Below are 18,769 nucleotides of genomic sequence, written 5' to 3' on the forward strand. Positions count from 1 at the left end.
CAGCCATGTTGCTCATTTTTGAACAGCATCTTACAAACACGAAGCCCCCTGTTCCGAATATGCGGAACAGGGTTAACAACAAAATAAACAGTTTAGGTAAATCAGTGCCATATAAAGAAATTCCGGTGAATAACCGGAATGGCAATACTACGTAAAACTGATCCCAGTTGTGGGTTTCGGTATAGCCCCAAAGTATTCGTGCAATTGCATGGAATATGCTGATCAGGATTATGATAGTTTGTCTAAACACGTTGTGTGGGTGGGTTCGATTCCCGCTTCCGGAGAGATCCGGAATAACTCAGGGGTAGAGTAACAACCAAATATGCAGGTTCGAATCCTGCTTCCAAGAGTATTGGAATAGCTAATTGGTAAGCGTTTAGGACTCAAAATCCAAAACAAAAAAGAAGAGTAACTTTTCAAAATGCTCAAAAAAACGCCTTGTAAAACCGCATTCTGCTTAAAGGTTCTTTTCTGTTCCTGATGGGCAAATTTGCTTTTGCTTAGAAAATAAAAAATGATGAACGCATTGATTTAAAAATCAGATTTACTTTAAGAACCTGTTAAGTCTACAGCTTTAACTAATCAAAGAGGAGATTTCATTTTAAAAACGGCAGCATCTGATTTATTTCCGCAAAAAACAGATGAATGCGCTTTTACATGGCTTTGTAACGAAACAATTAAATAATTATAAATCTTAACATCAAAAAACATGAAAAGAGTAACCATTAGCACCAATTATGTTGGATTGGTGTTTAAAAGAGGAAAATTAAAAGACGCATTAACTGAAGGAACTTACTGGTTAGGTTTCGGCGAAGAGATTACGCTATATGATATGGGAAAAGAATATTTTTTCACCCTTGCCGAATTAGAAGTATTGTTAACCAACACTTATTTTACCGATCTGGTGCACGTAGTAGATGTGGCCGATAACGAATTGGCACTGGTTTACCGTAACCAAAATTTTAAAAGTGTTTTAACAGCAGGTAATCATGCCATTTGGAAAGGTTTATCGAGCTATACTTTCGAAAAGGTAAATATTAGTAACATGGAAATCGAAGCCAATATTGATCGAAATTTACTGGAAAAAGCCCCACTGGTAAATTACATCAGAGCGTTTAAAGTGGAGTCGTATGAGCAAGCCTTATTGTTTATCGACGGTAAATTCGATAAAGTACTGGAGGCCGGAAATTACATGTACTGGAAAAACGCGACTACCATTAATGTAGTTAAAACCGATATGAGGCAATTGAACCTGGAAGTAGTGGGACAAGAAATCTTAACGAAAGATAAAGCCCAATTGCGAATTAACTTTAGCGTGCAATATAAAGTGGCCGATATCATTAAAGCCTTACTGGAGAACAAAGATTTCGATAAGCAATTGTACGTTACCATGCAATTGGCATTAAGAGAATCTATCGGCTTAATGACTTTTGATGAGTTGATGGAAAGCAAAGAGAAAATTGCCGCACAGGTAATGGATTTAACCCTTACCAAAGCAGCAGATTTAGGTATAAAACTAACAAACTGCGGTGTTAAGGATATTATTTTGCCAGGCGATGTGAAAGAGATTATGAACCAGGTTTTAATTGCCGAGAAAAGGGCACAAGCCAATATCATTACCCGGAGAGAGGAAACGGCCTCGACCAGAAGTTTGTTAAATACAGCCAAATTAATGGAAGAAAATGCCATGCTGTATAAGTTGAAAGAGATGGAGTATGTGGAGAAAATCGCAGAAAAAATCAACAACATCAGCTTATCTGGAAGTGGTCAAATTGTAGACCAATTAAAGCAAATCTTCGTAAAATAAATTAGATTTAGAAGCCCCGGCCAGGCGAATATTGCCTGCCGGGGATTAATTATATAAAATGGAAACAGAAATATTAAAGGCATTTAAGATATATAAAAGAATTGTATTTACTGCTGATACAGACTTAAGCTTTTGGAAGTCATTTTTAGAAAGAGCTATTGATGAGTATTGCATCAAAAACCCAAATAACATTGAATTGTTTACGTCTGTATTTTGTGCGTATAATTTCAATTTAGATAAAAATGAAGGATATTTGAAATCAAGTGATAACATTCGATTAATTGAAAAAAACAATTTAAAAAAATGTGGTGATGACTTTTTTTCTTCCATTTCCCTTTTGTTAATCTTAAAGAATTACGTTGCAATTGAGACATTCATTCTACAAGCTATTCATATAAAATATTTTTATTTACAAGGAAGCTTGCTTGGAAATAGAAAAGCAGCCAGTAGAATTAATAATGAAATAAAAGCTTATTTAAAAGAAATAAATATTAAGAGTGATAACAAAAATAATCGTCATATTATTGAGTTTTTAAAGTCAAAATCAACATCTATATCATCATTTTTATCTTCTAAAATTAGAGTGGACTTAGATACTTCGTGGGGAAATTTTTTTGAAATCATTTCAATACTACGTAATATAATTGCTCATCAAGACCAAGTTGTCACATCAGATACAATAAATGAAATAAAGTCTAAAGGCAAAATCTTATTTAAGAATCACTTCATAACCAAAAAAAAAGAAGTGGATAAAGCAAACTTCACATTAAATATTAAGAACACTTCAAATTTCCTAGCCTTTTTTAATGACTTTTCCTTAAACATAGTGAAGCTAATGTTTGAAGAAAAAGACTTAAAGTTTTTAGGAATGAATTAAAACACTAAAATGAAAAACAACATAGCAGGAAAAGACCTAATTGAAACAGGTTATACCGAAGGAAAAATACTGGGCCTGGCTTTGAATATCCTGAAAGCAAGCTTTGCAGATGCCGAAGAAAAAGAATTGCTGGCCATATTTAAAAAAGTAAAAGAATACCCGGAAAGTTTTTTGGATGATCCGGTTTTAAATACGCTGGCTACAGCCATGATTGAAGAAATCAATGCACCAAAAGATGAAACTATTGAATTGGTAAGCGATGCGAAACCCTATGCAGTATTTGGCCCCGATTACATTGAAGAAGGTGCGCGAAACCAAATGGATACTGCCATGAAACTGCCGGTAGCGGTAGCGGGCGCTTTAATGCCTGATGCGCACCAAGGTTATGGCCTGCCTATTGGTGGTGTATTGGCCACCAGAAACACCATTATTCCCTACGGAGTGGGCGTTGATATTGGCTGCCGAATGGCCCTTAGTATCTTTAATATCCCCGAGAAACATTATTTCGGTAAGGACGACATGTACAAACGCGAATTAATTGCCTTTACCAAATTTGGTGCAGGACAAAACTTCCGTGGGACAGAGAAAGCTGATCACGACGTTTTAGAAAATGAAGCTTTTAACAGCACACCTTTCTTAAAAAACCTGCACGGAAAAGCCTGGGCGCAGTTGGGTACATCGGGTGGTGGTAACCACTTTGTAGAATGGGGAATTATAGATTTTGCAGAACGAGATGAAGTTTTAAATATCGATAAAGGCCGTTATGTAGCTTTGCTAACCCATTCCGGTTCGCGTGGATTGGGCGCAACCATTGCTGATCATTATACCAAACTGGCGAAAGGCATTTGTAAACTACCTAAAGAGGCAGCAAATCTGGCCTATTTAGACCTTAACACAGCTGAAGGGCAAGAATACTGGATTGCCATGAACTTAGCCGGCGATTATGCTTCGGCTTGCCATGAGGTGATCCATAAAAGGTTAACAAGGGCCATTGGTGCCAAGGTTTTAGCCAAAGTAGAAAATCACCATAATTTTGCCTGGAAAGAACTAATTAATGGCGAGGAAGTGATTGTTCACCGTAAAGGTGCCACACCGGCTGGTAAAGGCGTAATGGGAATTATCCCGGAAGTATGACAGCTCCAGGATTCTTGGTAAGGGGAAAAGGTGAGATGAGTTCGATCAATTCAGCTTCGCATGGTGCGGGTAGACAAATGAGTAGAACGAAAGCGATCCAATCGATCACCAAATCGGATATGAAAGCCATTTTGAAAGACCATAACGTTACTCTAATTGGTGCCGGTTTAGACGAAGCCCCAATGGCTTATAAAGATATCCACAAAGTAATGGCTGCACAAACCGAATTGGTTGATGTGGTGGCTAAATTCGAACCTAAAATGGTGAGAATGGCTGATGACGGAAGTAGGGAGGATTAGTTTTTTAGTCTTAAGTCTATAGCAAACCCAATAAAAAAGTCGTCATCTCGACCGGAACGCAGTGAAGCGGAGAGATTATCTCTAGGCAGATTTCTCGACTGCGTTGCACTCCAATCGAAATGACGCCCAAATAAACAAAAAGCCTCTTCAAAATTAATTGAAGAGGCTTTCCTATCTATTTATAATCTTATTTCAACTTACTTAAAGCTGTTTTAATCCTTGGCAACATATCTTTAATATCCTGTAAGGTACAAGCCCCTACTGATGCCCTGAACCACGGCATACTGTGCTCGTTTCCAAATGCCGAGAACGGTACCAGCGCAGCGCCGGCTTCTTTAATTAAGTAGAAGTTTACATCAGCACTATCTTTTAAAAGCTGACCATCTTCGGTTGTTTTACCAATGTAATCAATCTTAATCGTCAGGTAAATGGCACCCATCGGCTCAACTGCATCTACGTTAAAACCTTCAGCTTTTAATGCACTAAAACCATTATAAAGCGCATTTAAGCTGTCTTGTATCTGGCCTTTAAAGCTGGTTAAAAAAGCATCAACCTGTGGTTTATTGTTAAAGTAATCAGACATGGCTACCTGCTCTGCTTTTGGTGCCCAGGCGCCCATGTGCCCTACCAATGCTTTCATTCTGTTTACGATATCTTCGGGACCAAAACCCCAGCCCACACGTACACCAGTTGCTGCCAGGCATTTAGAACTACCATCTACAAAAACTGTAAACTCGCGCATTGCAGGGCGCAACGAAACCGGATTTACATGCTCTTTATCAAAAGTTAAAAGCGAGTAAATCTGATCGTACATTAAATAAAGTGGCTTTTCATCTGCTCCACGGCGTGCATTTTCTTCCAAAACTGCATCGCAAATTTCAGCCAAAGCATCGGCATCGAACATGGTACCTGTAGGGTTTAATGGCGAACACAAAGCCAATAAAGTTGCGCCTTTTAAATGCGGTTTTAATTGTGCTGCAGTAGGCATAAAATTATGGGCAGCATCGGTTTCTACCGCAATCGCATTTGCCGAAGTTAAATGACAGTAGTGGTTATTATTCCATGATGGTGCCGGAAATACTACTGTATCACCTGGGTCAATTAATGCCAGAAAAGTAGCATAAATTAAAGGGCGTGAACCTCCTGAAACCAGAATACTGTTGGTATTATAGTCTAAACCAAATCTGTCTTTTAGCAATTCAGAAACCGTTTCGCGCAATTGCAAAACACCATCGGCTGGTGGGTAATTGGTTTGATTGGTGTTGTAGGCCGCTACAATTCCTTCTTTTAATTCGGCCGGAATCGGGTAAATGTTCGAATCGAAGTCGCCAATGGTTAAATTAGCAATTGATGCGCCTTTGCGCTTCATTTCATTAACCTCGTTACCAATTTTTATAATTTCCGAGCCAATTAATGAATTGGCTATTACTGAAACTTTCATATGTTCTTTTTTATTCGCTTAGCTTTCTTTTATCCAGCTGTATCAATTATTTCAAGAAATAAAACCACTTAATTAAACGTTGACCTACTTCTTCTTGTTGTTAAGGGTGACAATGTTGGTAAACAGTCTACCTGTCTGATCCTTACCAAATTCTACTTTCCTAATCATTGTTTTACTTGCTAGGAAATTCTCTAGAGTTTTTAACGCACTGCCATTAACTTTAATTAGTTCTTGATTTTCAGCAGGAACTTCATAATATTTAAAGAAGGCCGTTGCATTCATTACCTCCGCATCTTCTTTCAATGAAATATCAACCCCTATTGATTTGTCAATCTTTGGCTTTAACATATCTGTAGAACTAATGCCGGATAAGCCTACTGCTTTAAAATCTTTTGGGTCTACAAGTTGTCCTACCAAAATATCACAGGCATTCCCATTAAATGAAGCTTTTGATATTGGATTAGGTTTTTCCTGGTGATTTGGCTTTTTTTGTGCATTAGCAATACTTACAGCGAACAGAAGTGCGAAGGTAGCTAGGTAAAATTTCATTTTTTTTAATTTATATTATTAAAATTTCAACAACTTGAGATTTAATAAAAGTTATTTAACCAAATCCCTTATCGCTTTATTCACTTTTTCGAAACCAAATTGTGCTAAAACAGCGTTCATTGAAGCAGAAATTTGCTCGTTACAAAGGTTACCTATACTGCCTTCATGTGTATGATGTATTTGGCTTGATGGTGCAAAAGTACCACTTTCAATCTGTTCGCCAACTATTTTGTAGGCCTCTCTAAATGGAACACCTTGCAATGCCAAATCGTTTACCACTTCTACACTGAACAGGTAATCGTATTTTTTATCTTTTAAAATATCATCCTTTATCGTAATGTTCTGGAACATAAACGTAGCGATCTCTAAACACTCATTTAATGAAGTAATTGCCGGGAAAAGGTTCTCTTTTAACAATTGTAAATCGCGGTGATAGCCTGATGGCAGATTGGTGATCATCATGGCAATTTCATTTGGCAGTGCCTGAATTTTATTGCAGCGCGAACGGATCAGTTCGAAAACATCAGGATTCTTTTTATGCGGCATAATGCTCGAACCTGTGGTAAGCTCAGGTGGAAAACTGATAAAGCCGAAATTCTGGTTGATAAACAGGCAAACATCCATAGCCATTTTTGCAAGAGTTGCGGCCACTGCACTCATGGCTTGCGCCAGGATTCTTTCGGTTTTACCACGGCCCATTTGTGCATAAACCACATTATAATTTAAGCTTTCAAAGCCAAGCAATTTAGTGGTTAAAGTTCTGTTTAACGGGAACGACGAGCCGTAACCTGCTGCAGAACCCAATGGATTTTTATTGGTGATTTTCCAGGCAGCCAACATCAGTTCCATATCATCAGCAAGACTTTCAGCGTAAGCCCCAAACCATAAACCAAACGATGAAGGCATAGCAATTTGCAAGTGCGTATAGCCCGGAAGTAATTTATCTTTGTGGGTATTGCTCAGTTCAATTAGCTGGTTAAATAAAGTTGCAGTTTGACCGACCATGTCTTCGATACAGGCGCGGAAAAACAGTTTTAAATCAACCAAAACCTGGTCGTTGCGCGAGCGGCCACTGTGGATTTTCTTACCCGCCTCGCCAATACGCTGCGTAAGCAACCACTCTACCTGCGAGTGTACATCTTCTACAGTATCTTCGATGGTAAAATTACCGGCTTCAATTTCGGCGTAAATATTTTTCAGTTCCTGCTGAACGGTTTTTAATTCATCAGCAGTAAGCAAATTAATAGTTTCCAACATTTCTGTGTGGGCCAAAGAACCCAAAACATCAAATTTTGCCATTTGCAGATCCAGTTCGCGGTCTTTACCAACGGTAAAGGTTTCTACAAATTTATTTACATCTATATTTTTTTGCCAGATTTTCATGTCTAATTATTTGATTTTCGTCTGCCCTATTTCCCAATTATCTGTTCTAAAAGGGGCTACTGGTAATCCTTCTTTATTTTTTAAATTTCCAATACCTGTATTACTGAATTGGTACCTTACCGCTTTAGGAGATTTAACCTGATTGCTACTTACTGTAATTATATTCTTTCCAATATTTGCCTTAGCAGGATAAAATATACCATCCTGGCCAGCGAGAAACAGCTCATCGATATTTTCACCCTGTAACTGAAGGCCTTTACTATCGCCAATATTAAAAGTTACCTGTGCCTTTGCCCCATTAAAGCTCACAGATTGATAAAGGGGACTGCCAGCACCTGGTATAATTTTTCCATAGGTTTTAGACAAAGCTAAATTGCCCAATCGGGTGCCTACATCTTTCTTATTTGTAGGGTGGATATTGGTTACATCGCCGGTAATGTCAGAAACTACAACCATACCGGCATTAGTATTCTGACCAAGAAATTTAGCCTGTTGCTCCTGCAATAGCGCAACCTCATTATCAATAGCCGATTTAAACGGTGCAATTTGTACAAAATAAAAGGGAAAATCTTTTTGCCATTTATTACGCCATGCGTCCAACATTTTACCTAATAGCTTGCTATAGGTTGAAGGGAAATCGCGGTTGCTTTCGCCCTGGTACCAAATAACACCAGCAATATTAAAATTGGTTAAGGGAGCTATCATGCTATTATAAGCCAGGCCTGCGCTTACCGGCCACCAGGCAACCTGAGCTCGCTTTTCTGCAACCGTCTTTAAAGACGTATCTGCATTTACCAATTGCTCGGGTGTCCAAACTTCAGCAGGCGTACCACCCCAATTGCTCCCGATTAAGCCAATAGGTACATTTAAATTCTGATTTAATTTTTTGCCGAAATAGTACCCTATCGCACTAAATGCCTTTAAAGTATTACTATCACATACTTTCCAACTGGCCTGCAAATCGTCCTGCGGAGATTTAGAAGTGCTTTTAGGCACCTGGAAAAGCCTGATTTTTAAGCCACTAAGCTGCCCGAACTCCTCTTTAATACTTTTAATGGTTTGATTGTAACTCCATTCCATATTTGATTGACCGCCACATACCCAAACTTCTCCAATCAGGATATCTTCCAATACCACTTTATTCTGCCCCTCAAAGGATATGGTATAAGGTCCACCGGCAGCGGGCGTTTGCACACTAGCTTGCCAATCGGCATTCCCTGTTGCGGTAACTTCAATTGTTTTATTGTCCCATGAAGTAGTAATTTTAATTTTCTCAGCAGGACTTGCCCAACCCCATAATTTTGTAGTCGATTTTTGTTGCAAAACCATATTACTGGCCAATACATTAGGAAGCCGGATATCCGCTTTCGCAACGAAAAAATTAAATAATAGGATGGAGAATAAAAATGTGATATTTTTTTTCATCTGCTTAGATTTGTTTCAGTAATAATGAAACTGACAGGCTATAATCATTTGATTTTTATAAATCCTGGTCGTTTCATTTTGTCATTTCAAACCAACAACTGCTATAAACCTAATACAGGTTTTAACATATTAACATACCCTTCAACACCTTCAGCTACTTCCCTAACATACAAAAATTCATCGGCCATGTGCGAACGGCCTGAAAAACCCGGACCAACTTTTACTGATGGAATATCCAGTAGAGCCTGGTCAGAAGTTGTTGGCGAGCCATAGGTTGTTCTTCCCAAAGCAACTCCAGCCTGTACAAGTGGGTGGTTTTTATCAATAGACGAAGGTTTTAAGCGGATAGAACGTGGGGTAACATCACAATCAACATTGGCACGGATAATCTCCAAAACCTCTTCGTTGGTATAGGAATCTGTTACGCGTACATCAACTGTAAAAGTACAATTGGCCGGCACAACATTATGCTGCGAACCTGCATTGATAATGGTCACCGTCATTTTTAACGGGCCGAAAACCTCTGATACTTTTGGGAAATGGTAGTTTCTGAACCACTCAATATCTTTTAATGCTTTGTAAATGGCATTCTCGCCTTCTTCACGTGCAGCATGCCCGGCTTTACCGTGCGATACACAATCTAAGACCAGTAAACCACGCTCGGCGATGGCTAAATTCATTTCTGTAGGTTCACCTACAATACCAAATTCAAGCTCCCCTAAATCTGGCAGCACCAGTTCTAAACCATTATTGCCCGAAATTTCTTCCTCGGCAGTAGCAGCCAAACAGATATTATATTTTAAATTTTCCTGATCGTAGTAATACAGAAACGTTCCAATTAGCGAAACCAGACATCCTCCCGCATCGTTACTGCCCAAACCAAATAATTTATCACCTTCAATTGCTGCATCGTACGGATCACGGGTATAACCAGAATTTGGCTTAACCGTATCGTGGTGCGAGTTTAAAAGAAAGGTTGGCTTAGCGGCATCGAAATGCTTGTTGTAGGCCCAAACGTTGTTCATTTTACGCTGGGTCTTAATCCCTCTCTCTTCCAGAAACTGAGCAATTAAATTCGCCGTTCTATCTTCTTCTTTGCTAAAAGACTGGATACGGATTAACTGCCGCAATAAGTCCAGACTTTCTTTTTGTATATTTTCTAATGACATAGTATCAAGTACTCTTTATCTGGTATCAAGTATTCAGTATCAGGATTAACCTGTTCGAGATACTGAATACTTGATACCTGTTTTATTTTAGCTTTAAAAGTATAGGCATTGCACGTCCTTCTTTAAACTTTAGTCTTTAAGCTTTTAGCTCTCTTTAGTGTACAAGTTCCCGGCTTTTAAGGCCGAAAGTTTAATACCTTTTATCAGCGAAGAACTATAACCATTGTGCTCCATTTCGTTTAACCCTGCAATGGTGCAACCTTTCGGCGAAGTTACCTTATCTATTTCTGATTCTGGGTGTGTTCCGTGTAATAAAAGTAAATCGGCCGCTCCTTTTGCAGTTTGTACGGCCATTTTCAAGGCTTCATCGGCATGGAAACCAATTTCTACCCCACCTTGCGAAGCTGCCCTGATTCCCCTTAAAAAGAAGGCAATACCACAGGCACAGAGTGCAGTAGCCGAAGTCATTAAATCTTCGTTTATTTTAACTACCGAGCCTACCGTTTCAAACATGCGGGTTACATCTTCTAAATTTTGTGGCGAAGCATTGTCGCTTGCAATACAGGTCATGGATTGGCCTATCGCAATAGCTGTGTTGGGCATAGCCCTGATAATTTGAACATCGCTATCCAGTTTCTCGCGAACCGCAGCACAGCTTACGCCCGAGATTACTGAAATCACCAAATGTTTAGCAGGATTTATGGCCGATTGGATTTCCTCTAAAACCACATTTAACTGCTGAGGCAGCACAGCTAAAATAATCACATCTGCATCAGCTGCTGCATCAGCGTTATTGGCAGTAACCTTGTAGCGCTCTTGTGCAAACTTATATAAATTGGCTGTGTTGCGCCTGGTTAAGGTAATGTTTTTGGTTGTGGTGTAGTTGGCTTTAACCAATCCTTTTGCTAAAGATAAACCGATATTTCCGCTACCGATTATGGCGATTTTTTTCATTTTGTGGTTCGTTTTATTGTTTCTAGTTCGTTTGATTTCACAGTTTATAAGATTGCACAGCTTTCTGTTTTATTCTGAAAAGCAATTTCATCATACTATTGATGTTCTGTCCTGCTATCCGCTTTACTCCGTTACACTCCGTGCCCGCTGCTATTAGTTTTATTAGGCAAAACCAGTACATTTCAGCCTTTTTCTGCAAAAGCCTATATAACAGATTAACCTTCCGCCCTCAACCTTTAAGCCTTCTACCTTACTTCAGCATTTTAGTGCCAAAAGTACCTGTTGCAAGTTCAGTCAGTTCATCTGCTTTACCAATATACACTGCCGAAACACCTTTTTTAATCGCCTCAAAAGCATTATGCAATTTCGGGATCATCCCACCTGCAACAGTCCCATCAGCCTTCAAACCTTCAAATTCATCTGCCCTAATTTCTCTCACCACAGAGCCATCATCATTTACATCTTTCAGCACGCCCTTTTTCTCGAAGCAATATACCAAACGTGTTTCATATAAGCCCGACATCGCCACCGCCACCGACGAGGCAATAGTATCGGCATTGGTATTTAACAATTGTGTTTCCCCATCATGGGTAATGGCACATAAAACAGGTACCAAACCTGCTTTCAGTAAATTATCTAAGGTTGTTGCAGATACTGAATTTTCATCCAAATCGCCAACAAACCCATAGTCGATTTCTTTTACAGGACGTTTTTTTGCCTGAATAATATTTCCGTCTGCACCAGTTAAGCCAATTGCATTACTGCCTTTGGCCTGCAACTGTGCTACCATATTTTTATTAATCAATCCGGCGTAAACCATGGTTACAATCCGCAAAGTTTCAATATCGGTAATCCGGCGGCCTTCAACCATTTTAGCTTCAACGCCTAAACTTTCGCCCAGTTCGGTTGCAATTTTGCCGCCCCCGTGCACCAGAATTTTATCACCGGGCAAAGCCGTAAAATCCAATAAAAACCGGTGCAGGTTTTCAGAATTATCAATTACGTTTCCGCCAATTTTTATGATAGTGAGTTGTTTCATAACTTATGCTTTCCTTGGTTCGTGCCTCCACGAACCACATTAATTGTTTTATTTCACCATATTAACAATTTCGGTTCGTGAAGACACGAGCCGGGGCTGAACGTTTTACAATTCTTCCAGCATCGCTTTAATTACAGCTTGCGCAGCCCATAAACGGTTTCCCGCTTCGTGGATCACCAATGAGTTTGGTCCATCCAAAATCTCTGATGATAATTCTAAATCGCGGCGAACCGGCAAGCAATGCATTACTTTTGCATCGTTGGTGATTTTTAACTTTTCGTTGTTCATCATCCAGCCGTCAGGATAGGTTAATACCTTACCATATTCTTTATAGCTGCTCCAGTTTTTTACATAAACATAGTCGGCACCGACAAGAGCTTCTTCTAAATTATATTCAATTTTAGCCCCTGGCGTAAAATCTTCTGCCAGCTCATAACCTTCAGGCTGCGCAATCGTAAAATCGATCATGCCCTCTTCCTGTGCCTTACACATCCATTCGGCAAAAGAATTTGGTACCGCCTGCGGTAAAGCTTTTACATGCGGCGCCCAGGCCAAAACTACCTTGGGTTTTGCTCCGTCAGGTTTCTTGGTCCATGTTTCATGAATGGTAATGATATCGGCAAAACTCTGCAGGGGGTGACGTGTTGCACTCTCCAGGCTCACTACTGGTACCGCACAGTATTTTACAAACTTGTTAAAAAAATCTTCACTGTAATCCTCCTCACGGTTGTTTAGTTTCGGGAAAGACCGCAAGCCCAAAATATCGCAATACTGGCCCATAACAGCCGCAGCTTCACGGATATGCTCTACTGTAGAACCATTCATCACTACCCCATCCTGGGTTTCCAAAGCCCAGCCTTCTTTATCCAGATTCATCACCATTACATTCATACCCAAATTTAAGGCTGCTTTCTGCGTGCTTAACCGGGTACGTAAGCTTGGGTTCATAAAAACCAAACCCAGGGTTTTGTTCTTACCTAAATCCTGATGTGCATAAGGATTAGCCTTCAATGCCAATGCATCAGTTACAAATTGTTTGATGTTTGGAACATCGTGTACGGAAGTGAACAATTTCATCTTTTTTATTAGGTTAAAGGTTGGAAGGTTGAGGGTTTGCTACACCTCAATCCTCCATCACTCAAAATTTACAATTGCGATTAATACCGCCTGATTTAATTTTTTAATTTACAATTCTTAGCCTTTTCATCCCAGGCCTTCCAGCCTTCTACCTTCCTGCCACCTACCTTATTTTACCAATTTACCAAACGCAGCCAAAAACTCATCAGCATGTGCTTTGGTTAAGTTTAACGCTGGCAGCAAACGGATTACATTTGGTTTTGCCTCGCCGGTAAAAATGAAGTGTTTAAATAAAAGCTCCTTTTTAACATGCGCCAGTTCTTCAGGCAATTCAATACCAATCATTAAACCACGACCACGAACTTCTTTTACCTGCTCAAATTTCTTCAGTTCGGCAATGAGGTAATTACCAACTTCTTCGGCATTTTTCATCAGGTTATCCTGCTCCATAATTTCGAGCACCGCCAATGCAGCTGCACAAGCCAGGTGATTACCGCCAAAAGTGGTACCTAGTTCGCCATGCCAAGGTTTAAATTTCGGAGCAATAGAAATTCCGGCTACCGGAAATCCGTTGCCCATACCTTTGGCCATGGTGTATACATCGGCTTCTACACCAGCCCAATCGTGCGAATAAAACAATCCTGTTCTACCGTAACCGCACTGCACTGAATCGGCAATGTAAACGGCATTGTACTCATCGCAAAGCGAGCGTATTTTTTGCAGGAAACTTTTCGAAGCTTCTTTAATTCCGCCAACACCCTGAATACCCTCAACAATTACAGCACAAATTTCATTGCCTTGCGTTTTAAAAGTTTCCTCCAAAGCCACCTCGTTATTGTGCGGCAAAAAGATTACGTTCTCGGTTTGATTAACCGGGGCTACAATTTTAGGATTATCGGTTACTGCCACTGCCAAAGAGGTACGGCCATGAAAAGCACCGCTAAAAGCAATTACCTTTTTTCTTCCATTGTAAAAAGAAGCCAGTTTAAGTGCATTTTCATTGGCTTCTGCGCCCGAGTTACATAAAAATAACTGAAAATCTTTTTTGCCCGATACTTCACCCAGCTTCTCAGCCAGTTGTACCTGCAAAGGAATTTTAACTGAATTAGAATAAAATCCCACTTTACTTAACTGATCGGTTAAACGACTTACGTAATGCGGGTTGGTATGGCCAATTGAAATTACAGCATGACCGCCGTATAAATCTAAATATTGTTGTCCGTTAGCATCCCAAACATTACTGCCGGATGCTTTGGTAATTTCTATATCGTTAAGTGGGTAAACGTCGAATAAGTTCATTTTATTAAGGTTTTTGTCATTCTGAGGAACGAAGAATCTGTTTCGTAAGTTGCAGATGCTTCGTGCCTCAGCATGACAGGTTATTAAAAGTTCGCGGCTTTCAACTTCAAGCCTGCAGTTTCCTCCAGTCCGAACATTAAGTTCATATTCTGAACCGCTTGTCCACTGGCACCTTTTAACAGGTTATCGATAATGCTGATTACAAATAGTTTATTGCCATGTTTTTCGATATGTACCAATGCTTTATTGGTATTTACAACCTGTTTTAAATCAATATTTTTCCGGCTTACATGCGTAAAAGGATGCGCGCTGTAATAATCTTCGTAAATGGTTTGCGCTTCTTCTAAAGTGAGGTCGCTTTCCATGTACATTGCGGCCAAAATACCACGTGTAAATGCACCCCTTTGTGGGACGAAGTTCAATGTCTGGGCAAGTGAAGGCTGCAACTGCAACAAACTTTCGCTGATCTCATTTAAGTGTTGATGCTCAAAAGCTTTATAAATAGAAAGATTATTATTTCTCCAGCTAAAATGAGAGGTTGTAGCTAAGCTCTGCCCTGCTCCTGTAGAACCTGTAGTAGCATTAATGTGCACTTCTTGGTTTATCAACCCTTTAGCAGCCAATGGCAATAAACCCAACTGGATACAAGTTGCAAAACAACCTGGATTAGCAATATTGTTTGCAGATTTAATTTTATCGCGGTTTAATTCAGGAAGGCCGTAAACAAATTGACGGTTTTCGAAAGTAGATTTTTCGTGTAACCTGAAGTCCTGCGATAAATCTATTACTTTGATGTTTTCGTTAATTGAATTTGCCGCTAAAAACTTCTTTGCATCGCCATGGCCAACGCAAAGAAAAAGCACATCAATATCCTGCGGAATATCATTTACGAAACGTAAATCGGTATCGCCTATTAAATCAGTATGTACATCAGAAATCAGATTTCCGGCATTACTTGTGCTATTTACGAAAGCAATTTCAACATTTGGGTGGTTAACCAAAATGCGTAGCATTTCGCCTCCTGTGTAACCTGCCCCGCCAATTATCCCTGCTTTAATTTTATTCATCGCTATGAGTTTAGTACTATTTTATAAAGAAAAAAATCTTCGTCGTTTGCCTGTTTAATAAAGCCTATACTTTCGTACAAATGCTGTGCATTGTAATTATCTACAGCCGTTTCCAGTTGTACAAATGTAGCACCGGTGGTTTTGGCAAACTCCATGGCGGTTTTAATCAGCTTTTCGCCAATACCTTGTTTACGGTAATTTGCATCAACGTACAAATCGTTTAAGATCCAGTTTTTACTTAATCTTACCGAGGAGTATTTTGGGTATAGCTGCGTAAAACCTATAGCTTGCTGGTTATCCGCATCGATGGCTATAAAAATTACCGATTCGTTGTGCTGCAAACGTTCATCGATAAAAGCCTTGGCCATCCCGATATCCGAAAACTGATTGTAGAATATACGATATTGATTAAACAGACCCGCTACCAGATGGGCTTCATTTATTCCTACTCGTTTAATTCCTATATTATTCACAATCAGTTCTGTCGTTTTGGGTTGATGGATAGGAAAAAAGAATAAATTCCAGGTCATCAGGCCCGTTGTTCATGATTTTATGTTTGTGGCCAGCTTTAATTTGCAAGCCTTTGTTGGCGTTAACGGTAAATGTTTCACCTTCAATTAAAAATGTTGCCTGCCCTTTCAATATGAAGAAAAATTGCGCTGCATAAGTATGAAAGTGCAATTTCTCAGCGGTTTTCGCAGGCATCAGCTCTTGTTTAACCGATGCCTCCGGGCTATTTACAAAATTCCAACCATCACAATTATCGCCCCATTTGTAGTGGTTCAGACATTGCTCTTTGGAAAGGATTTCTTTCATTTTTAAGTGTTCAGTATTTTAGTGCTGGATCAAGGCCTTGCGTTAGGTTTGGATAAGCATTAAAAAGATTGCTTCGTCCTGCCTCCTCGCAATGATGTTTAGTCTTATGCTTCCTCTCCGTTTACTTTGTGCCAGATCATTACCTGATTACCGAAAATTTTAGAGAAACCTTTAACATCTTCTCCGCTCCAGGCGTTGTTCATTTCACCGTAGCTACCAAATTTGTTGCTCATTAAATCATGGTTAGATTCAATACCGATAATCTGAAAACGATATGGCAATAGTTCAACGAACACTTTACCGCTCACAAATTTTTGTGTATCAGCCAAAAATGCTTCAATGTTCCGCATAATCGGATCGTGGAACTGACCTTCGTGCAACCAGTTACCATAGAAAGAAGATAATTGCTCTTTCCAGCTTAACTGCCATTTGGTTAAAGTATGTTTTTCTAAAGTGTGGTGTGCTTTGATGATAATTACAGGACCAGCGGCCTCGAAACCAACACGGCCTTTAATACCGATAATGGTATCGCCTACGTGGATATCGCGACCAATACCAAAAGGTTGTGCAATAGCCTGTAATTTCTGGATAGCCCTTACCGGCGCTAATTTTTCGCCATCAATAGCAACCAGTTCACCTTTTTCGAAAGTAAGCTCAATTTTGCGCGATTCGGTTTCTGAAACCTGCGTTGGCCATGCAGTTTCAGGTAAAGTTTCGTTAGAAGTTAAAGTTTCTTTACCACCTACCGAAGTACCCCATAAGCCTTTGTTAATTGAATATCTTGCTTTCTCAGCGCTATACTCAACACCATGGCCGGCTAAATATTCGATTTCGGCTTCACGCGATAATTTTAAATCCCTGATTGGGGTAATAATTTCAACACCTGGAATCAGGATATTAAAAATCATATCGAAACGAACCTGGTCGTTACCTGCACCAGTACTGCCATGTGCTACATAATCAGCACCGATTTTCTTTACATAATTAGCAATTGCTGTAGCCTGACTTACGCGTTCTGCACTAACAGAAAGTGGGTAAGTAGCATTTTTCAATACGTTACCGAAAATCAGGTATTTAATACAATCTTCATAATAACCTTCTGTTTCATCTACCACAGCATGCGATTTCACTCCTAAAGCATAGGCTCTTTTCTCAATTTCCTGTAATTCCTCATCAGAGAAACCACCAGTATTTACAATCACCGAGTGAACTTCTAATCCACGGTCTTTTGCCAGGTAAATACAGCAAAATGAGGTATCTAATCCTCCGCTAAATGCTAAAACAACTTTTTTCATGCTATTTAAATAAAAGGGTAAATAAAAATAAAAGGGCTTTTAAGCCAGTTTTTGGCTTAGGTTTAACAACCAAACGTTGTTTAATGCGCATAAAGCGCTCGTATAATTTGGGTTTCTTTTGCAGTTCTTCGGCAAATTGTTTGGCTACTTCGTGTTTTTTCTCAGCCGGATCGTAAAGCATGGCGGTGCACATGCAATTTTTACGTTCCTTCATTTTTAAAATTTCGAAGTTCACGCAACTCTGGCAGCCTTTCCAAAATTCTTCATCCTGGGTAAGTTCGCTGTAAGTAACAGGTTCGTAGCCTAAATCTGAATTGATTTTCATTACCGCTAAGCCTGTTGTTAAACCAAATATTTTTGCCTTTGGGTACAACTTTCGCGATAAGCCGAAAATTTCATTTTTAATGGCTTTTGCCAATCCGGCTTTGCGGTATTTAGGACTTACTACCAAACCACTGTTGGCCACAAATTGCCCGTGGCTCCAGGTTTCGATATAGCAAAATCCGGCCCATGAACCATCCTTGTGAAAAGCAATAACCGATTTGCCCTCTTGCATCTTGTTAGAGATGTATTCTGGCGAACGCTTTGCGATACCCGTACCACGCGCTTTCGCAGATTCGGCCATCTCGGTTACAATTTCTTCTGCAAATACACGATGTTCAGGAAGTGCAACCTGCACTATAAATTCGTTAATATCCATTCGTTTTCTAACGAAAAATTATAAGTATTCTTGTTAATTGGGTTTTTAGAGAGGATCAATTCCTCGTTACGTTTAGTTGAGTACTAAATACGTGGAGTAAAATTTTGCCGGCTTGTGGGGTAATAAAATACGGGTTGAAAACGATTAATAAATAAACTCTCACCAGCAACCAAATGGGCTGTGAAAACAGAAAGTTTATGTAAAAATTGTTTAATCATTTCTTGCGTATTAAAACGGCTTTAACTCTATTGAGGTGCAAAGGTTTAAATAAAAATCGAGTTACACAATATTATCATCATTTTTTTATGCCTTGAGCTTAATTTTTTAAACTAATCTGACTTAATTATGCCTAAACGCACACATTCATTTAAAATTAAAAAGCAATTGTTAGGCAGATCGAATTAAATCCAACCGGCCAATGTTAACATTGTTAAAAAA

Annotated in this window: 16 protein-coding genes and 1 pseudogene; 3 read left to right on the forward strand and 14 right to left on the reverse strand. The window is 39.4% G+C overall.

Features of this window, described 5'->3' with window-relative positions:
• Positions 1–709 precede the first annotated feature (709 nt).
• From G7074_RS07125 to G7074_RS07135, 3 genes and pseudogenes are all read left to right on the forward strand, one after another.
• A complete protein-coding gene (locus G7074_RS07125) occupies positions 710–1,807 on the forward strand; it encodes a slipin family protein (protein ID WP_166207609.1) in 1,098 nt (365 codons plus the stop codon).
• 58 nt (positions 1,808–1,865) lie between these two features.
• Positions 1,866–2,684, forward strand: a complete 819-nt coding sequence (locus G7074_RS07130) for a hypothetical protein (RefSeq protein WP_166207612.1) — start codon at positions 1,866–1,868, stop codon at positions 2,682–2,684.
• A 363-nt stretch (positions 2,685–3,047) separates the two neighbouring features.
• Positions 3,048–4,117: pseudogene (locus G7074_RS07135) on the forward strand (RtcB family protein).
• 187 nt (positions 4,118–4,304) lie between these two features.
• Here the strand turns inward: G7074_RS07135 and G7074_RS07140 are convergent.
• The 14 genes from G7074_RS07140 to G7074_RS07205 form a co-directional block, all read right to left on the reverse strand.
• Positions 4,305–5,558 (reverse strand): pyridoxal phosphate-dependent aminotransferase, encoded by a 1,254-nt coding sequence (locus G7074_RS07140; RefSeq protein ID WP_124560631.1) that lies wholly within the window; start codon positions 5,556–5,558, stop codon positions 4,305–4,307.
• 84 nt (positions 5,559–5,642) lie between these two features.
• On the reverse strand, positions 5,643–6,107 hold the full coding sequence (locus tag G7074_RS07145; protein WP_166207615.1) for a hypothetical protein: 465 nt from the start codon (positions 6,105–6,107) through the stop codon (positions 5,643–5,645).
• A gap of 51 nt (positions 6,108–6,158) precedes the next feature.
• Positions 6,159–7,490, reverse strand: coding sequence for an argininosuccinate lyase (gene argH, locus G7074_RS07150; protein WP_124560633.1), 1,332 nt, complete (start codon positions 7,488–7,490; stop codon positions 6,159–6,161).
• A 6-nt stretch (positions 7,491–7,496) separates the two neighbouring features.
• Entirely contained in the window at positions 7,497–8,915 is a 1,419-nt protein-coding gene (locus G7074_RS07155; protein WP_166207618.1) for a sialate O-acetylesterase, read from the reverse strand.
• A gap of 101 nt (positions 8,916–9,016) precedes the next feature.
• Positions 9,017–10,084, reverse strand: coding sequence for a M20 family metallo-hydrolase (locus tag G7074_RS07160; protein ID WP_124560635.1), 1,068 nt, complete (start codon positions 10,082–10,084; stop codon positions 9,017–9,019).
• 144 nt (positions 10,085–10,228) lie between these two features.
• Positions 10,229–11,038, reverse strand: a complete 810-nt coding sequence (gene proC / locus G7074_RS07165) for a pyrroline-5-carboxylate reductase (protein ID WP_124560636.1) — start codon at positions 11,036–11,038, stop codon at positions 10,229–10,231.
• 250 nt (positions 11,039–11,288) lie between these two features.
• Entirely contained in the window at positions 11,289–12,077 is a 789-nt protein-coding gene (gene argB, locus G7074_RS07170) for an acetylglutamate kinase (protein WP_166207620.1), read from the reverse strand.
• Positions 12,078–12,182: 105 nt separating this feature from the next.
• Positions 12,183–13,154 carry an acetylornithine carbamoyltransferase gene (locus G7074_RS07175; protein ID WP_124560638.1) on the reverse strand — a complete coding sequence of 324 codons (972 nt, stop codon included), beginning with the start codon at positions 13,152–13,154 and terminating at the stop codon, positions 12,183–12,185.
• Between the two features lie 168 nt (positions 13,155–13,322).
• Positions 13,323–14,453 (reverse strand): aspartate aminotransferase family protein, encoded by a 1,131-nt coding sequence (locus G7074_RS07180; RefSeq protein ID WP_166207623.1) that lies wholly within the window; start codon positions 14,451–14,453, stop codon positions 13,323–13,325.
• 83 nt (positions 14,454–14,536) lie between these two features.
• On the reverse strand, positions 14,537–15,520 hold the full coding sequence (gene argC / locus G7074_RS07185) for an N-acetyl-gamma-glutamyl-phosphate reductase (RefSeq protein ID WP_166207626.1): 984 nt from the start codon (positions 15,518–15,520) through the stop codon (positions 14,537–14,539).
• A 2-nt stretch (positions 15,521–15,522) separates the two neighbouring features.
• Positions 15,523–15,993, reverse strand: coding sequence for an N-acetyltransferase (locus tag G7074_RS07190; RefSeq protein ID WP_124560641.1), 471 nt, complete (start codon positions 15,991–15,993; stop codon positions 15,523–15,525).
• Positions 15,986–16,336, reverse strand: coding sequence for a cupin domain-containing protein (locus G7074_RS07195; RefSeq protein ID WP_124560642.1), 351 nt, complete (start codon positions 16,334–16,336; stop codon positions 15,986–15,988). Before G7074_RS07195 ends, G7074_RS07190 begins: the two co-directional genes overlap by 8 nt.
• A 104-nt stretch (positions 16,337–16,440) precedes the next feature.
• Positions 16,441–17,631 (reverse strand): argininosuccinate synthase, encoded by a 1,191-nt coding sequence (argG, locus tag G7074_RS07200; protein ID WP_166207629.1) that lies wholly within the window; start codon positions 17,629–17,631, stop codon positions 16,441–16,443.
• 1 nt (position 17,632) lies between these two features.
• Positions 17,633–18,331 carry a GNAT family N-acetyltransferase gene (locus tag G7074_RS07205; RefSeq protein WP_124560644.1) on the reverse strand — a complete coding sequence of 233 codons (699 nt, stop codon included), beginning with the start codon at positions 18,329–18,331 and terminating at the stop codon, positions 17,633–17,635.
• Positions 18,332–18,769 lie beyond the last annotated feature (438 nt).

Source organism: Pedobacter sp. HDW13, from assembly GCF_011303555.1.
Taxonomy (GTDB): Bacteria; Bacteroidota; Bacteroidia; order Sphingobacteriales; family Sphingobacteriaceae; genus Pedobacter.

Bases quoted from the DNA above. Each gene is read 5' to 3' on its own strand.
- G7074_RS07125 (WP_166207609.1), top strand. From the start codon at position 710: ATGAAAAGAGTAACCATTAGCACCAATTATGTTGGATTGGTGTTTAAA.
- G7074_RS07130 (WP_166207612.1), top strand. From the start codon at position 1,866: ATGGAAACAGAAATATTAAAGGCATTTAAGATATATAAAAGAATTGTA.
- G7074_RS07140 (WP_124560631.1), bottom strand. From the start codon at position 5,558: ATGAAAGTTTCAGTAATAGCCAATTCATTAATTGGCTCGGAAATTATA.
- G7074_RS07145 (WP_166207615.1), bottom strand. From the start codon at position 6,107: ATGAAATTTTACCTAGCTACCTTCGCACTTCTGTTCGCTGTAAGTATT.
- argH (WP_124560633.1), bottom strand. From the start codon at position 7,490: ATGAAAATCTGGCAAAAAAATATAGATGTAAATAAATTTGTAGAAACC.
- G7074_RS07155 (WP_166207618.1), bottom strand. From the start codon at position 8,915: ATGAAAAAAAATATCACATTTTTATTCTCCATCCTATTATTTAATTTT.
- G7074_RS07160 (WP_124560635.1), bottom strand. From the start codon at position 10,084: ATGTCATTAGAAAATATACAAAAAGAAAGTCTGGACTTATTGCGGCAG.
- proC (WP_124560636.1), bottom strand. From the start codon at position 11,038: ATGAAAAAAATCGCCATAATCGGTAGCGGAAATATCGGTTTATCTTTA.
- argB (WP_166207620.1), bottom strand. From the start codon at position 12,077: ATGAAACAACTCACTATCATAAAAATTGGCGGAAACGTAATTGATAAT.
- G7074_RS07175 (WP_124560638.1), bottom strand. From the start codon at position 13,154: ATGAAATTGTTCACTTCCGTACACGATGTTCCAAACATCAAACAATTT.
- G7074_RS07180 (WP_166207623.1), bottom strand. From the start codon at position 14,453: ATGAACTTATTCGACGTTTACCCACTTAACGATATAGAAATTACCAAA.
- argC (WP_166207626.1), bottom strand. From the start codon at position 15,520: ATGAATAAAATTAAAGCAGGGATAATTGGCGGGGCAGGTTACACAGGA.
- G7074_RS07195 (WP_124560642.1), bottom strand. From the start codon at position 16,336: ATGAAAGAAATCCTTTCCAAAGAGCAATGTCTGAACCACTACAAATGG.
- argG (WP_166207629.1), bottom strand. From the start codon at position 17,631: ATGAAAAAAGTTGTTTTAGCATTTAGCGGAGGATTAGATACCTCATTT.
- G7074_RS07205 (WP_124560644.1), bottom strand. From the start codon at position 18,331: ATGGATATTAACGAATTTATAGTGCAGGTTGCACTTCCTGAACATCGT.